The organism is Arthrobacter sp. SLBN-112, assembly GCF_030944625.1.
GTDB lineage: Bacteria > Actinomycetota > Actinomycetes > Actinomycetales > Micrococcaceae > Arthrobacter.
In genome coordinates this window covers 1,375,757-1,389,892 of the sequence record NZ_JAUSXY010000001.1, presented here as the reverse complement: position 1 = coordinate 1,389,892, position 14,136 = coordinate 1,375,757, and the positions used below count along the sequence as shown (strand labels likewise).

Annotated in this window: 15 protein-coding genes; 9 read left to right on the top strand and 6 right to left on the bottom strand. The window is 65.7% G+C overall.

What is annotated here, in order from left to right; genetic code table 11:
* The first annotated feature begins 55 nt into the window (after positions 1-55).
* Positions 56-1,024 carry an SRPBCC family protein gene (locus tag QF050_RS06525; RefSeq protein ID WP_308929702.1) on the top strand — a complete coding sequence of 323 codons (969 nt, stop codon included), beginning with the start codon at positions 56-58 and terminating at the stop codon, positions 1,022-1,024.
* Between the two features lie 93 nt (positions 1,025-1,117).
* Here QF050_RS06525 and QF050_RS06520 read toward each other — a convergent pair whose 3' ends face one another.
* The 3 genes from QF050_RS06520 to QF050_RS06510 are packed head-to-tail and all read right to left on the bottom strand — an operon-like array spanning position 1,118 to position 4,223.
* A complete protein-coding gene (locus QF050_RS06520) occupies positions 1,118-2,344 on the bottom strand; it encodes an amidohydrolase family protein (protein WP_308929701.1) in 1,227 nt (408 codons plus the stop codon).
* Positions 2,341-2,832: a GAF domain-containing protein gene (locus QF050_RS06515; RefSeq protein ID WP_308929700.1), complete on the bottom strand. Its 492-nt coding sequence runs from the start codon at positions 2,830-2,832 to the stop codon at positions 2,341-2,343. Before QF050_RS06515 ends, QF050_RS06520 begins: the two co-directional genes overlap by 4 nt.
* Entirely contained in the window at positions 2,829-4,223 is a 1,395-nt protein-coding gene (locus tag QF050_RS06510; RefSeq protein ID WP_308929699.1) for an MFS transporter, read from the bottom strand. The genes QF050_RS06515 and QF050_RS06510 overlap by 4 nt, the downstream gene beginning before the upstream one ends.
* Before the next feature lie 102 nt (positions 4,224-4,325).
* On the opposite strand from QF050_RS06510, the gene QF050_RS06505 reads away from it, so the two are divergent.
* Positions 4,326-5,204, top strand: coding sequence for a MurR/RpiR family transcriptional regulator (locus QF050_RS06505; protein ID WP_308929698.1), 879 nt, complete (start codon positions 4,326-4,328; stop codon positions 5,202-5,204).
* Between the two features lie 117 nt (positions 5,205-5,321).
* On the opposite strand, the gene QF050_RS06500 is transcribed toward QF050_RS06505, so the two are convergent.
* Positions 5,322-5,801 (bottom strand): Lrp/AsnC family transcriptional regulator, encoded by a 480-nt coding sequence (locus tag QF050_RS06500; RefSeq protein WP_308929697.1) that lies wholly within the window; start codon positions 5,799-5,801, stop codon positions 5,322-5,324.
* Positions 5,802-5,884: 83 nt separating this feature from the next.
* Here QF050_RS06500 and hisC point away from each other — a divergent pair, with 83 nt between their 5' ends.
* The 5 genes from hisC to QF050_RS06475 all read left to right on the top strand — a co-directional run bounded on the left by hisC (position 5,885) and on the right by QF050_RS06475 (position 9,666).
* Positions 5,885-7,003: a histidinol-phosphate transaminase gene (gene hisC / locus QF050_RS06495; RefSeq protein ID WP_374121504.1), complete on the top strand. Its 1,119-nt coding sequence runs from the start codon at positions 5,885-5,887 to the stop codon at positions 7,001-7,003.
* Positions 7,000-7,689: a YitT family protein gene (locus tag QF050_RS06490; RefSeq protein WP_308929695.1), complete on the top strand. Its 690-nt coding sequence runs from the start codon at positions 7,000-7,002 to the stop codon at positions 7,687-7,689. The genes hisC and QF050_RS06490 overlap by 4 nt, the downstream gene beginning before the upstream one ends.
* 108 nt (positions 7,690-7,797) lie before the next feature.
* The gene (locus QF050_RS06485) at positions 7,798-8,547 is read left to right on the top strand and encodes an ANTAR domain-containing protein (RefSeq protein WP_308929694.1); all 750 of its coding nucleotides are present in this window, start codon (positions 7,798-7,800) and stop codon (positions 8,545-8,547) included.
* The gene (locus QF050_RS06480) at positions 8,471-9,112 is read left to right on the top strand and encodes an NAD(P)-binding domain-containing protein (protein WP_308929693.1); all 642 of its coding nucleotides are present in this window, start codon (positions 8,471-8,473) and stop codon (positions 9,110-9,112) included. The genes QF050_RS06485 and QF050_RS06480 overlap by 77 nt, the downstream gene beginning before the upstream one ends.
* Positions 9,113-9,315: 203 nt before the next feature.
* Positions 9,316-9,666 (top strand): hypothetical protein, encoded by a 351-nt coding sequence (locus QF050_RS06475; RefSeq protein WP_308929692.1) that lies wholly within the window; start codon positions 9,316-9,318, stop codon positions 9,664-9,666.
* A gap of 48 nt (positions 9,667-9,714) precedes the next feature.
* Here the strand turns inward: QF050_RS06475 and QF050_RS06470 are convergent, their stop codons facing one another.
* Together QF050_RS06470 and QF050_RS06465 are read right to left on the bottom strand one after the other, a co-directional pair.
* Positions 9,715-10,647: a threonine/serine dehydratase gene (locus QF050_RS06470; RefSeq protein ID WP_308929691.1), complete on the bottom strand. Its 933-nt coding sequence runs from the start codon at positions 10,645-10,647 to the stop codon at positions 9,715-9,717.
* A 2-nt stretch (positions 10,648-10,649) separates the two neighbouring features.
* A complete protein-coding gene (locus tag QF050_RS06465) occupies positions 10,650-10,913 on the bottom strand; it encodes a hypothetical protein (RefSeq protein WP_308929690.1) in 264 nt (87 codons plus the stop codon).
* Between the two features lie 236 nt (positions 10,914-11,149).
* On the opposite strand from QF050_RS06465, the gene QF050_RS06460 reads away from it, so the two are divergent.
* Together QF050_RS06460 and QF050_RS06455 are read left to right on the top strand one after the other, a co-directional pair.
* A complete protein-coding gene (locus tag QF050_RS06460) occupies positions 11,150-12,403 on the top strand; it encodes an SLC13 family permease (RefSeq protein WP_308929689.1) in 1,254 nt (417 codons plus the stop codon).
* 219 nt (positions 12,404-12,622) lie between these two features.
* Complete coding sequence (locus QF050_RS06455; RefSeq protein WP_308929688.1) at positions 12,623-14,110, top strand: cation:dicarboxylate symporter family transporter; 1,488 nt, start codon at positions 12,623-12,625, stop codon at positions 14,108-14,110.
* Positions 14,111-14,136: the final 26 nt, after the last annotated feature.

Genomic DNA, 14,136 nt, shown 5'->3' with positions numbered 1-14,136 from the left:
ATGCTGATGATTTACCATACTCATCAGTTCCCGGTGACACAGCGAAGGAGACGTTATGAGCACGAAGGTGGAAAAACGCATTCTGGTGAACGTACCGGTGAGCACCGCTTACAACCAGTGGACCCAGTTCGAGGACTTCCCGCACTTCATGGGCGGCGTCAAGAGCGTGACCCAGCTCAGCGACGACCGGCTGGAGTGGGTGGCTGAAATCGGCGGCGTCCGCAGGCAGTGGGAAGCGAAGATCCTGGAACAGGTACCCGACCGCCGGGTGGCCTGGGCCGCTACGGAAGGCGCCACAAACGCCGGCGTGGTGGAATTCGAGGACGTTGGGGGCGGCCAGACCTCCATTCAGCTGAGCCTGGAATACGAGCCCGAAGGCCTGGTGGAAAAGCTGGGCGACAAGCTCCATGTCGTGGACCGCCAGGCGGAGTCAGACCTGAAGAAGTTCAAGGAATTTATCGAAGACGAAGGCTACGCCAGCGGCGCCTGGCGGGGATCGGTCAATGCCGCTTCGGCGGTGGGCACGCCCGGCGTTGAGCATGCCGGCGCCTCACGCGGCGATTCCGGCAAGGCCGGCATCTCCGGCAAGGTGGCCGCCGGCGCGGGCATCGCGGCTGCGGCCGGTGCGGCAGCGGCGATGGCCGCAAGCGGCAACAAGGACGAAACCGAGGCCCGCGACGTAACTGTCACTGGGACAACCCCCGTGGCCCCTGCGGAGCCGGTTGTTCCCGCTGAGCCACTCACCGCAGGCTCCACCACCGGTTCGGCGGATGCAGGCGTCGGCGTCCACGCAGCGGGCACGACGGCGACGGCCGGCTCCACCGGTTCAGTCGCCGACCTGGGTGATGACAGGATCGGGCATGCCTTCGACCAGACCAACGGCCTGGTGGACACCACGGGCGAGTCCGACGAGACGCTGGAAGGCGAGAACCTGAGCGCGGCCGAGCGCGACCAGGACGGCAACGATTTGCGGCGCAACGACGGCGGCCTGCCGCCGGTCAACGGCAACCTCGGTCAGCACTAGTCCGTCCTGGTCCACAACGCCGCACTGCAGCACAGCGCCGCCCGTCTTCCCCCAAAGGCGGGCGGCGCTGTGCTGTCACTTCCAGGCAGCGCCTCACACGATAATTGCGCCGTCCTGGACCACGTGCTCCAGGTGGTCGGCAATATCGGCCAGCACTGCGACGTCCTCTACCGGGTCCGCCGAGAGCACCAGCATGTCCGCATCCGCTCCGGGGGCGATGACTCCCAGTTCGCCCGCCCGCCCAAGCAGTTCGGCGGCCGTCGTGGTGGCGGACCGGATGGCGTCGATGGCCGGCTGGACTTTGCCCAGCAACCGGAACTGCTCGTTCTGGTGCCGGTGCATGCCGCCGAGGAGGTCCGAGCCGTAAACCATCTTCACTCCGGCCTCGTGGGCCCGTGCGATGGCCTCAAGTCCGCTGCTCAGGACAGAATCCACTTTGGCCCACATCTCATCGGTCAAGCCGAATTCCTTGCCTTCTTCCTTCAACGCCCAGTAAGTCACCAGGGTGGGCACCAGGAAGGCATCCTTCTCCAGGAAGAGCCGCAGGCTCTCGTCGTCAAGGAGGTTGCCGTGTTCAATGGACCTGACCCCCGATTCGAGGGCGCGGTTGATGGCCCGGGCAGAGTAGGCGTGGGCTGCCACGTACCGGTTGGCCGCTTCGGCTTCTTCCACGGCGGCCCGCATCTCTTCCAGCGAATACTGGGTGGAGTCGATCCGGTCCGTCGGGGAGGACACGCCTCCGGATGCCATGATCTTGATGTGGTGGGCCCCCTTGCGGAGCTCGTCGCGGGCGGCGGCACGCACGGCGTCCACCCCGTCCGCCACCCGCCCGATGCCACAGCACCCCCGGCCGTTGGGCTCGTGGTCTTCGCCGGGCAGCCGCATGTCGCCGTGGCCGCCCGTCTGGCTGAGGGCGCGGCCGCAAAAGTGCAGCTTCGGCCCTTCCAGGAGGCCCTCGGCCTGGGCCCTCGCCAGGCCAAAGTCGGCACCTGAGAGATCCCGCACGGTGGTGAAGCCGCGGCGCAGCATGCCCTGCATGATCCTCGCGGTCTGCGCGTACACGTAGGAAGCAGGTGTCCAGGTCAAGGACCGGAAGTCCGCGCTGGAGGCCACCACGTGGACGTGGGCGTCAATGAGGCCGGGGATGACGTATTTGCCCGTGCCATCAATGACGCGTGCATTTTCCGGCGCTTCCGCGCTCGGCCCAACGCTGCGGATCTTTCCGTCAGCGGTCACGACGTCGGTCAGCGAGAAGGTGCCCGCGTGGACATCCAGGACATTGGCGTTCCTGATGACGAGCGGTTCAATGGAGGAGGTCACGGGATGACTGGATCCTTTCCTGTCGGGATGATTTGGTCTGAGTCGATAAAGGCTGAGGCAAGGTGTTCGGATGCAGCGGATACTGCCACGGACGCCACGTCGAGGCTGCGTCGGGTGTATTTTCCTTCGGCGTCGAGCAATGCCAGGACGCCCACCACGGTGCCGTGGGTTGTTACCGGGATGTTGATCACTGCGCCGCAGCCCAGGGACTGGATCAGGGCGACGTCGGTGAATACCTCGGCGAGTGCGGCGGCGTCAGGGGCGAGGAACGGCTGCTGCTTCGCGATTACGGTGTCCAGCCAGCCTTCGGAGATTTCCACCGACTTTTCGGCACCCAGCGGGTACTGCACGGGGTGGCTGGTGAACACGCGCCGGAGCACGGAGGATCCGGGCAGCCAGCGCAGCGCGGTGAACAGGATGACACCCGGGTCGCGGCGGAGGTGGTCGAAGATGTCCTGGAATGCTGTGTTTGGGTCCTGCTCCGTCATTTGCCGCCTCCCGACATGGCTGCCTGCTCGGGCTCGGTGCGGGCATTGATGTCTTCCAGTGATTTGCCCGCCGTGGACGTTCCGAAAATGACGACGCCGATCACGCCCACTGCCAGGACCACCGTGGTCATGGTGAAGACGCCGCCGAAGCCGAGCGTTGCGGCGAACACGCCGATGATGGACGGGGCCAGGATGCTGCCCACGCGTCCCACCGCACTTGCCAGTCCGACGCCGGTGGCCCGCATCCACGTGGGGAACAGTTCCGGGGTGTAGGCATAGACCCCGGCGTAGGTGCCGTTGAGGAAGAAGGACAGGGTGGCCGCGGCCACCAGGATCATCCCGGAATCGTTGGACTGGCTCAGCCAAAACGCGCTGAGGGCCGAGCCCGCCAGGTACAGGGCGATCGTGTTCTTCCGGTCGATCCGGTCGCACAGCCAGGCCGCGGAGAAGTAGCCGGGAATCTGTGCCAGGTAAATGATGATGGAGTATTCGAAGCTCTTGGTGACCGTAATTCCGCGCCCAACCAGCAGGGTGGGGATCCAGGAAAAGAAGCCGTAGTACGAGAAGGTGATCACGAACCAGATCAGCCAGATCACTGCTGTCCTCCTGCGCAGGGCGGGAGACCACATGAATTTCAGGGCATTCCAGATGCTGATCTTCTGCCCGTGCTTGGCGATGTCTTCCCCGCCTGCCGGCACCGCCGGAAGCTCCTTGCCAGTGGCGCGGAGCACCTTCTGCTCGAAGCCTTTCACCACCCGTTCAGCCTCCGCCGCCCGGCCTTGGCTCATGAGGAAGCGGGGCGATTCAGGAAGGCTGCGGCGCCACCAGAGAAGCAGGAGGATGGGAACCGCGGTAATGACCTGGGCCCACCGCCATCCGTCGTTACCCAGGGGAACCACAAACCGCCCGATGAGCGCGGCGGCCACGAAACCGAACGAGAAGAACCCGGCCAGCGTACCGATGAACCAGCCGCGCCGCTTGGGCGGAATGAACTCCGAGAGGAACGGCGCGATGATGACGCTCTCCGCGCCCGCGCCGAGACCCGCCAGGACCCGGGCTGCCAGGAAGACTTCGAAGTTCGGGGCCACGGCGGCCGCCACGGACATGGCGCAGTAGAAGGCAAGCGCCCACAGCATGACCTTCTTCCGGCCGAACCGGTCACCCAGCCAGCCGGACAGGATGGCACCGAAGAAGAAGCCCAGCGGAGCGGCGGAGCCGACCAGGCCAAGGCTTGCGGTGCTCAGGCCCCAGATCTCCTGGATGCGCGGGAGCAGGAAGGCCACCACGGCGCCATCCATGCCGTCAAAGGAGTAGCCGAGCCCTCCGATAAGGAGAAGCTTGTAGTGTGGACGACTGAGTGGGAGCCGGTCCAGGCGTGCTGTTAGGGACATTGGGATTCCTGCCGAAGTGGGCCAAGTTGTACAGTTTTTAGGATTTGCACAGATCCGTGCATATAGATTGAAGTTACGTGCATCACTTGCGGAGGTCAATAGGTGAAACAAGAAGTTAACAGCGCCACCTTGACCGAATGGCTCGATGGCCACGCCCAGGGGCGCAAGCTCGCCGCCCGGCAATTGCAGGTATTGGGCGTCCTTCGCTCCCAGCCGCGGCTGGCATCCTATGGTTCGGTCAGCGACATAGCCGCCGCGGCGTCGTCGAACGCCTCAACGGTGACCCGGACCGCCCAGACGCTGGGCTTCAAGGGCTGGGCGGAGTTCCAGTTCGAGCTTCGCTCGCGGTTCCTCGCGTCCCTGAGTGCCGTGGAAATCGCTGCACAACACAACGGCCACGTAAGCAGCCCGGCCCAGGCCTCCCTGACCACGGACCGGTCCAACCTTGCCCATTTGGAGCGGACGGTGGACCCCGGCGAGGTCCATGCGGTGGCCGAAGCCATCGCGGGTGCACGGCAGACCCTGATCATTGCGGCCGGCAGCTACGCCATTCCGGGCAAGGCGCTGGAGCACAACGCCATTATCGCCGGCTATGACGTCCGGCTGCTGGATGCCGATGTGGCAGCGTTGACCAACGCCGTTGCGCGCCTGACGCCGGACGACCTGGTCATTGCCATCAGCCTCTGGCGGGTCTACGACAGCACGGTCCGCGCCGTGGACATCGCATACCAGCTGGGAGCCCGGATCGTCACCATCACTGACACCGCAAGTTCGCCGGTGGCGGCGCACGCCCTCCACAAGATCGTGGTACCGGCCGAAAGCGCAGGCTTTTTCCCCTCCCTCACGGGCGCCGTCGCCGCAGTCCAGGCGGTGGCCGTTGAACTCGCCTCCCTGGACCGTGAACGGTCCACTCGAAGCATTGCGGCCTCGGAAAGGACCTGGGACCAGATGCGCATCATGCATCCACGGCCGAGCACATAAAGAGATTGCCGCCCCGCCCATGGTCGGGGCGGCCGGCCGCACCCAACCGGCCATCCTTACCGCCTTCGTGGACGCACTCATCGACGCCCTGGACCAGCTCGCCTGACGGCGGCCCCGCTATTTCCGGGCAGCCGCCTGCAGCAGGGGCAGCGTCCGGGTGGGCATGACTTCCACCAGTGACATCGCAGTGCTGGTGCGGACGACGCCGTCAATCGCCAGCATCGCGTTGGTGATCCGGTGGAGATCGGCCGGGTCCTTCGCGGCCACTTTGGCGAGCAGGTCCGCGTCCCCGGTAGTGGCGTGCATTTCGATGATTTCCGGGATGGTCTGCAGTGCCGCCACGGCCTCGTCGCTGGAGGACTGGCTGATGGAAATCGAGATGAAGGCAATAAGCGGCAGGCCCAGGGCCGCGGTACGCACCCGCTGGCTGAAAGGAGCCAGGCTGCCGTCGTTCACCAGCCGCCGCAGCCTGGCGTGGACAGTATTGCGGGCCACGCCCAACGTCCGGGACAGCGAGAGGACCGTGGCCTGGGGATCCTGGTCGAGTGTGAGCAGAATCTCGGCGTCCAAGGCATCAATGTGGTGCATAGTGAGCATTTTGCCACTTTCCTGGCATGCAAGGGCTGGATCTGTCCTATAGGAGACGGCTGTGTTGCGCAGACGTCCTATCCTGGCCCACCATGCTGTCCATGACCAGCAGCCTTACCGAAACCGCCGTACCGGAACTCCGCGCCGCCGTCGCCCAGCTCCCCGCCTACGTGGCAGGAAGGGGCGCGCAGACTGACCTGACGGCCGCCCTGGCCGCCAATGAGAGCCACTTCGCTCCCCTGCCGTCGGTAGTTGATGCGATCTCGGCGGAAGCCGGCAGGATCCACCGGTACCCGGGCATGGGTGCACCGGAGGCCCGGGAAGCCATCGCCCGGCATTTCGGTGTCGCGCCCGAGGAAATCGCCGCCGGGCCGGGGAGCTCCGGCGTGCTGCAGCAGATCATTTCGGCTGTGTGCGGCCACGGCGATGAAGTGGTGTTCGCGTGGCGGTCCTTCGAGGCCTACCCCATCCTGGTGGCGGTGGCCGGCGCCGTTTCGGTTCCCGTGCCGCTCCTGGCCAATGAGCAGCACGACCTTCCCGCCATGGCGGCGGCCATCACGGACCGCACCCGGCTGGTGATCCTCTGTTCGCCCAACAACCCCACCGGCGTTTCCATCAGCGCCGGCGAGCTGGCGGAGTTCCTCCAGTCCGTGCCCCCGCGCGTGCTGGTGGTGTTGGACGAGGCCTACATCGAGTTCCAGCGCCGACCCGGCGTGGATTCCCTGGACTTCTACCGCCGGTATCCCAACCTCTGCATCCTGCGCACTTTCTCCAAGGCCTACGGCCTGGCGGGGCTGCGGATCGGCTATGCGATTGCCCGGCCGGAGATCGCCGAGGGCCTCCGGCGCACCGCGGTCCCGTTCGGCGTGAACAGGATGGCGCAGGCCGCTGCGGTTGCCTCCCTCGCGGCCGGGGACGAAATCCTCGAGCGGATCGAGGCGGTGGCCACGGAACGCAGCCGGGTCATCGAAACCCTCCGCGGCTCTGGCTGGGAAGTACCGGACAGCCAGGCGAACTTCTACTGGCTCCGTGCATCCGACGAGCTACGCGAACAGCTCCTCGCCGCCCTCCGGGAGGCCGACATCCTGGCCCGCGGCTACGCCGCGGACGGCGTCCGGATCACACTGGCGGACCCGGACACTAACGACAGGGTGCTTGCCGTGCTGGCCAACCGCGGCCGGTTCCTGCCTCAGGCGGGTACTGCCCAGTGAGTGCCCCCGCAGAATCTCGTGTCGACGCAACCAGTGCTGACGCACCCACGCACCTACAGGGGCCGACGGCGGCCCCGCCAGCGCCGTCGTCGGCCGTCCGCCACTCCGTGGTTGAGGATGTCCTGGGCATCCTGACCGGCACCTTCGCGGCCTCGCTGGGGCTGTTCCTGCTGAAGTCGAGCGGGGCGGTGACGGGTGGAACCGCCGGCCTGGCGCTGCTGCTCAGCTACACCGTGCCATTGCCGTTCGGCGTCATCTTCTTCGCCGTCAACCTGCCGTTCTTCGCCTTGGCAGTCTGGAAGAAAGGCTGGGAGTTCGCCCTTCGCACCGGGGCCGCCATCGCACTGGTCTCGGTGCTTGCCGGCGTGCACCCTGCCGCGTTCGGATCACTGCATCTCGACCCGGTGTACGGCGTGGCGGGCGGAAACCTGCTCGCCGGCGTCGGGCTGCTGATCCTGTTCCGGCACAAATCCAGCCTGGGCGGGTTCAACATCCTGGCGCTGCTCCTGCAGGAGAAGCTGAAATGGCGTGCCGGGTACGTCCAGATGGTGCTCGATGTGGCCATCGTCCTGGCATCGCTCGTCCTCGTTCCGCCGCTGATGGTGGTGCTGTCCGCGGCTGGCGCCACGCTGCTGAACCTGGTGCTGGCCCTGAACCATCGGCCTGGGCGGTACCAAGGAAGCTAGGGGACAGTTTCCTCCTGGCCAATCCCGGAAACGGGAACTGCTATATTCTTTTCACTTGAATTCCCGGGCCCGGGGGAGCCCGGATACAGCACGTCGAACGGCTCCACTGTGACTTCCAACAGCATCTCTTCAGTACCGGCAACAGCGGAGAATCTCAGCCCCGCCTACCTCGATTGCCCCACCGGGCTGGTGGAATATTTCTTCTCGGACGGCATCTTCCGCTGGTCGGACGACCTCTACCGCATCTACGGCTATGAGCGTGGCGACGTCATCCCCTCGATGGACATGGCCCTCGCCCACATCGAACCGGATGACAGGCCCACCGTACAGGCGTTCTGGGACCGCGTGGCCACGTCGGGCGGGCCGTCCTCCATCTACGTGTCCATCCGGGATCGAAAGGACCGGCAGCACAAACTGCTGTTTTCGGCTGACTTCATCCTCGAAGCCGGTGCACCAGTGGGCGTCTGGGGCGTCGTGGTGGACCTGACCCAATCCATCCACACGGACCGGCACCAGTTGGCGACGGAGGCTGTCGCCGCCTCGGCCCGCAACCGGGCGGTCATTGAACAGGCGAAAGGCATCCTGATGGGCCGCACCGGCGTCACCGCGGACGAGGCCTATGAGCTGATCAGCCAGCAAAGCCAGGCGCTGAACAAGAAGGTCTACGCGATTGCGCAGGGAAATCGTGGAACGTGCTGCGCAACATTCCAGGAGCGACAAGGACTGACTCGCGCTGGTACGGCCCCGAAATATCCTGGCGCGGCCTGGTGTTGCCGCCCGTATGACAACAATCGGAATCATCGGTGCAGGACATATTGGCAGCCAGGTTGCACGGAAGGCCGTGGAACTGGGCTATGACGTCGTCATCAGCAACTCCAGGGGCCCGGAAACCCTTCAGGGCCTGGTGGCTGAGTTGGGCCCCAAGGCGCGGGCGGCCACGGCAGCCGAAGCCGCAGCCGCCGGCGACTTCGCCGTGGTCACGGTGCCGCTGAAGAACTACAAGGACATCCCGGCGCAGCCTCTGGCCGGCAAGATTGTCATCGACACGAACAACTACTACTGGGAGCGGGACGGCAGGATTCCCGCCCTGGACAACGGCGAAGCCACCACCTCCGGGCTGCTCCAGGAGCACCTGCCCGGGTCCAAGGTGGCCAAGGGCTTCAACCACATCATGGCCAAGGACATCGCCTCCGACGCGACTCCGGCAGGCACGGAGAACCGGCGTGCCCTCGCCACCGCCAGCGACTACCCGGAGGCCGCCGAACTGGTCACGCGCCTGTACGACGAATTCGGTTTCGACACCGTCAACGCCGGCCGGCTCTCGGAAAGCTGGCGCGTGGAGCGGGACCGCCCCGCCTACGTGAAGCGGCAGACGGCAGCTGAGTTGAAAGACAACCTGGCCAAGGCCACGCGGACCGTCTGACCAGGCGGCAAAGGGTTCAACGCACACTGGCCGGCAGGTCCTCCTGCCGGCCGGTTGTGTGTTCAGCGGCGGGTGCCGGGTCCTCGATGAGGCCCGCCGCCGGGCCAAAAGGGATGAGGGGAGCAGCAATGAAAGCCGCCGCGAAGGCACTGGGGTACCTAATCTGCTTACAATCGAAACCTCTGACCACTACCGAGGGACCCATGAAGAAATTCGCCACAGCCCTGTTTGCCGCCGGCCTCGTTGCCTCCGCTACGGCCTGCTCCGCCTCACACCAACTGACCACCGCTGAAACCTGTGAGCGGATCCAGGCCGTTGTGTCGAACCCCGCCAACAACGCCGGCAAGACGGGCATGAACAACCTCGCCAACCAGATCCGCCCCATCCACGCCGTTGCGTCGGACGATCTCAAGCCCGCCCTCGCCTCGATCCTTGCGTACACGGACGAGCAGGCCAAGGAGAACCCGGACAAGGACAAGCTCGCCGATCTCCAGTCCGGCTACCAGGAAGCCGGCAGCACCTACAGCAAGTTCTGCGGCCAGGCCGGCGGCTAGGCCACCCGGCGAAGGGACCGGCCGCCCATCCGGGCGGCCGGTGATTCTTCAGAGCGTTGCCGGGTCCGTATTGGCGCCGCACAGGATCACGGCAACGCGTTCGTCCTCCCGGGGCACATAGGCGCCGGCAGCCAGCGCGGCAAAGGCAGTTGCCGCACCGTGCTCCACCACCATCCGGTAGTCATTCCACAGCGCCGAGCGCGCGGCAACAATCTGTTCATCGGAGACCAGGACACTTTCGACGCCGCAGCGGAGCGCCACGGAGAGGCCGATGTCACCTATCCGCCGGGCGCCCAGGGAGTCTGCCGCGACGCCGGATACCGCCACGTCCACCGGCTCGCCCGCCGCCAGGGCAGCGTGCAGGGTGGGCGCGGTTGCCGGTTCCACGGCCACCACTTTGGCATAGCCTTCGACGGCGGCGGCCACTCCTGCCATCAGTCCGCCGCCTCCCACGGCCACCAGGATGGTGTCCACGTCCGGCAACTGTTCCAGCAACTCGGAGCCCACGGTGCCGGCACCGGCGGCGATTTCGGCCTGGTCATAGGCGTGGCAGTAGACCGCGCCGGTTTGCTCCGCGTGCGCCACAGCGGCCTGGTAGGCCGCGGCGTACTCCGAACCGCCTTGGACCACGGTGGCCCCGATGGCCTTGAGTTTGCGGACTTTGACGGCGGGCGCTGCTTCAGGAACAAACACCGTGGCAGGCACCCCGAGCTGGGCGGCGGCGTAGGCGTTGGCCAGTCCGGCGTTGCCGCCGGAGGCAACCACCACCCCGACGTCCGCGCGGAGTTCCCCGCGCTCCTTGCTGGCCAGGATCCGGTTGAGGGCTCCCCGGGCCTTGAAGGTGCCCGTGTGCTGCATGAATTCGCATTTGAACCAGACCGGGCCCGCGGCTGCGTCCGTGTCGGCCGCCATCACGGGGGTCTTTCGGATGAGCCCTGCGGTCCGGCGCGCTGCCTGGTCAATATCTTTCCGGGTGATCATGCCTAAACTTCGTCGTCCCAGGTGCCCGGTTCTTCCAGGGCTTCCTCCGGCTTGTGCTCCCGGGACGCTGCTTCGCCGCCCAGGTAGGAAGCCGGCACGGTCCCGGCGGCCTGGGCCTGCTGCTCCTCACGGATGTTCGCGGCGCCGGGTTGTTCCGGGTGCTGCCCGGACTGGGGCGCCTTTGCAGCTTCTTCGTTAGCCTCGTCCGGGTCTCCCGGCCCGCGGAGGTCTGCGGTGTTCTGGGGATCGTCGCTGGAAACGGTCATGGTCCTGCCTTTCACCTGGGAACTGCTGAGCCCGGCCGGGGGCAACACCCCGGACCGGCTTCCAGCCTACGGCCTGGGATTGCGTAGCCGATGAATTCCTTGAAGTCCTTCAGGCCCCGCTCCGCCCGGCGTCGTATCCTGCTGTGGACGATGGCCGGCATGGCCATCCTGGGTGTGCTGCCCTCGTTTTCGGGGGCATGTCCAACCAGCCGGCCACCCCGACCCCGGAGCCGACCATGACTGCAGTCCAGATCATCCCGCTGGTGATCCTCGTGGTGATGTTCGTTGTCGCCACCAGATGGCCGCTGAACATCGGCGTGATGGGACTCGTCGCGTCCTTCGGCGTCGGTTACTTCATGCTCGGCATGTCGGACAAGCAGATCCTTGATGCGTTCCCGGCCACGATTGTCCTGACCATCATCGGCGTCACGTATTTCTTCAGCATGGCCCAGCGGAACGGCACGATCGACATCATCGTCAAGACCTGCGTGCGCCTGGTCCGCGGCAAGACTCTGCTGCTGCCCTGGGTGTTCTTCCTGATCGCCGCCGTCCTCACCTCACTGGGCACATTCTCCCCCGCCGCCATCGCGCTGCTGGCACCGGCCGCCATCGGATTTGCCTACGAATCCCGCACCCACCCGGTGGTCATGGGTGCGTTCATCGTCAACGGCGCCCACGCCGGCGGGTTCTCCCCGCTGTCCGTGGCCGGCGTCCTGGTCCATGACATCGCCCTGAAATACGGCTTCCCGGTCTCCCAGGCGGCCCTGTTCCTGGCCAGCTTCGCGCTGAACCTGCTCCTCTCGGTGCTGACCATCATCCTGTTCGCCTTGATCGGCAAGCTGCGTGACGGCGCGGGCGGCCGGCACCTGGACATCGACACCGCCTCCGGGCGCCCCCACGGCCAGCAGGTCCTGACCCTGGCCCTGATCGCCCTCATGCTGTTGTGCACCCTCGGGTTCCACATGCCCATCGGCTTCGTTGCACTCGCCGCCGGCCTGCTGCTGGCCTTCGTCAACATCAAGGAACACAAGACCTTCATCGGTGGCATCTCCTGGTCCACCGTCCTGCTGGTGGCCGGCATGATCACGTATGTGTCCCTGCTGCAGCGCGTGGGTGTCATCGACACCCTTGCCGGGCAGGCACTGGCACTAGGTGCGCCGCTGCTGATCGCTCTCGTCCTGTGCTACGTGATCGGCGTAGGCTCCGCCTTCGCGTCCTCCACGGCTTTGCTGACCGCCTTCATCCCGATGGCCGGCCCGCTGCTTGCCACGAGCTCGCTCAGCGCCTCCGGAACCGTTGCTGCGCTGGCCATCGCGGCCACCGTCGTCGACGTCTCCCCGTTCTCCACTGACGGCGCACTGGTGGTGGCCAATGCCCGCGACGACGACCGCCAACGGGTCTACAAGCAGCTGATGTTCTATGCGGGCGGTGTGGTGCTGGTGGCGCCGGCGCTGGCATGGGCTCTGCTGGTACCTACCGGCATCATGTAGGGCGTATGCCACCGGCTGCCTGCATCGAGCCCCAGCCGTTCCCCGGCCCATGAACTGGCAGCCGAATTGGCCGCGCGCGTAGCGCTCCGCTCAGTCACAAAGCTGCATTGGCGTTCCGCATTGTGGAATTTGGTTTTCCTCTTGCGGAATAGTGTGACCGGGATTACTTTAGAAATGAGCCCCGGAAACGGGCTGTCCCCAATCGATAGGCAAAGGTCAATGAAGATCCCTAACCCTGAGGCACTGAAGGCGAGTTCGGTGCCCGCGAAGAGGAAGCCGCTGTACAAGTCGCTCTTCTTCCAGATTCTGATCGCCGTCGTGGCAGGTGTCCTCATCGGGCATTTCTGGCCGGACCTCGGATCCCAACTGAGGCCGCTCGGAGATGGCTTCATCAAACTCATCAAGATGATCATCGCGCCGCTGATCTTCCTGGTGATCGTCACCGGAATTTCGGCCGTAGGCGACGTCAAGGCAGTCGGAAGGGTTGGCGTCAAGGCCCTGCTGTACTTCACCGGGGCAACACTGTTCGCCCTCGTCTTCGGGTTGATCGTCGGCAACATCGTCCAGCCGGGCTCCGGCCTGAATATCGATCCGGCTACCCTTTCCCAGGCAGACCTGGACGCCAAGACCGGTTCCGCGGCACCCAAGGACGCCGCATCCTTCATTCTCGACATCATCCCGGCCAGCGTCGTCGGCGCATTCGCCAGCAACAGCCTGCTGCAGGTGCTCTTCTTCTCCGTCTTCTTCGGAGCGGCGATCGTCGTGATCGGCCGCGAGCGGTGCATGCCGGTGATCAACCTGATGGAAACGGTCCTGGAACTGATCTTCAAGATCATGGCCTGGATCATGAAGGTGGCTCCGCTTGGTGCGTTCGGTGCCATGGCGTTCATCATCGGCCAGTACGGGCTGGACACGCTGAGCACGTACGCGGTCCTGATCGCGGCCTGTTACGGCGCGGCGCTGATCTTTATCGGCCTGCTGTTCATCGTGGCCTGGGGCTTTGCCCGCGTGCCACTCTGGCACTTCCTCAAGTACACCCGGGAGGAATTCCTCCTGGCCCTGGGCACCGCATCCACCGAAGCGGTGATGCCCAGGATCATGACCAAACTGACCAACGCCGGCTGCTCCCGCGCCACCACCGGCCTGGTGGTTCCCACCGGTTACTCCTTCAACCTCGACGGCGCGGCGATCTACCTCTCCATCTCGCTGCTGTTCCTTGCCCAGGCCTTCGGCCACCACCTTGACCTGGGCCAACAACTGGCAGCCCTCGGCGTGCTGCTGCTGACATCCAAGGGCATGGCAGGGGTTCCGGGCTCGTCGTTCCTGGCCCTGTCCGCCACGGCTGCGGCGCTGGGCATCTTCCCGGTGGCCGGCGTCGCGCTCCTCCTGGGCGCGGACCGACTCATGGATTCGATGCGCGTGGTGGTCAACCTGCTGGGTAACTGCGTCGCCACCTTCGTGGTGTCCAAGTGGGAAGGCCAGTTCGACCGCAGCGTCATGCTGAGGGCGTTCAAGGGTGAAATCACCAACCATGACTCCGCAATCCTGCTCGGCAAGGAGGAGGATTTTGAGGGCCAGGAGCTGCAGCGCCTGACCCAAGGCCAGGATCCCTCGCCGAAGTTCCGCGGCGCACCCACCCGCAACGTGGTCACCGAGCTTCCCCTCGACACCGGCGACAGCGTCCGGCTGGGCGGCAAGGCGAAGTAAACGGGCAAGGATGAGGGTGCCGGCCG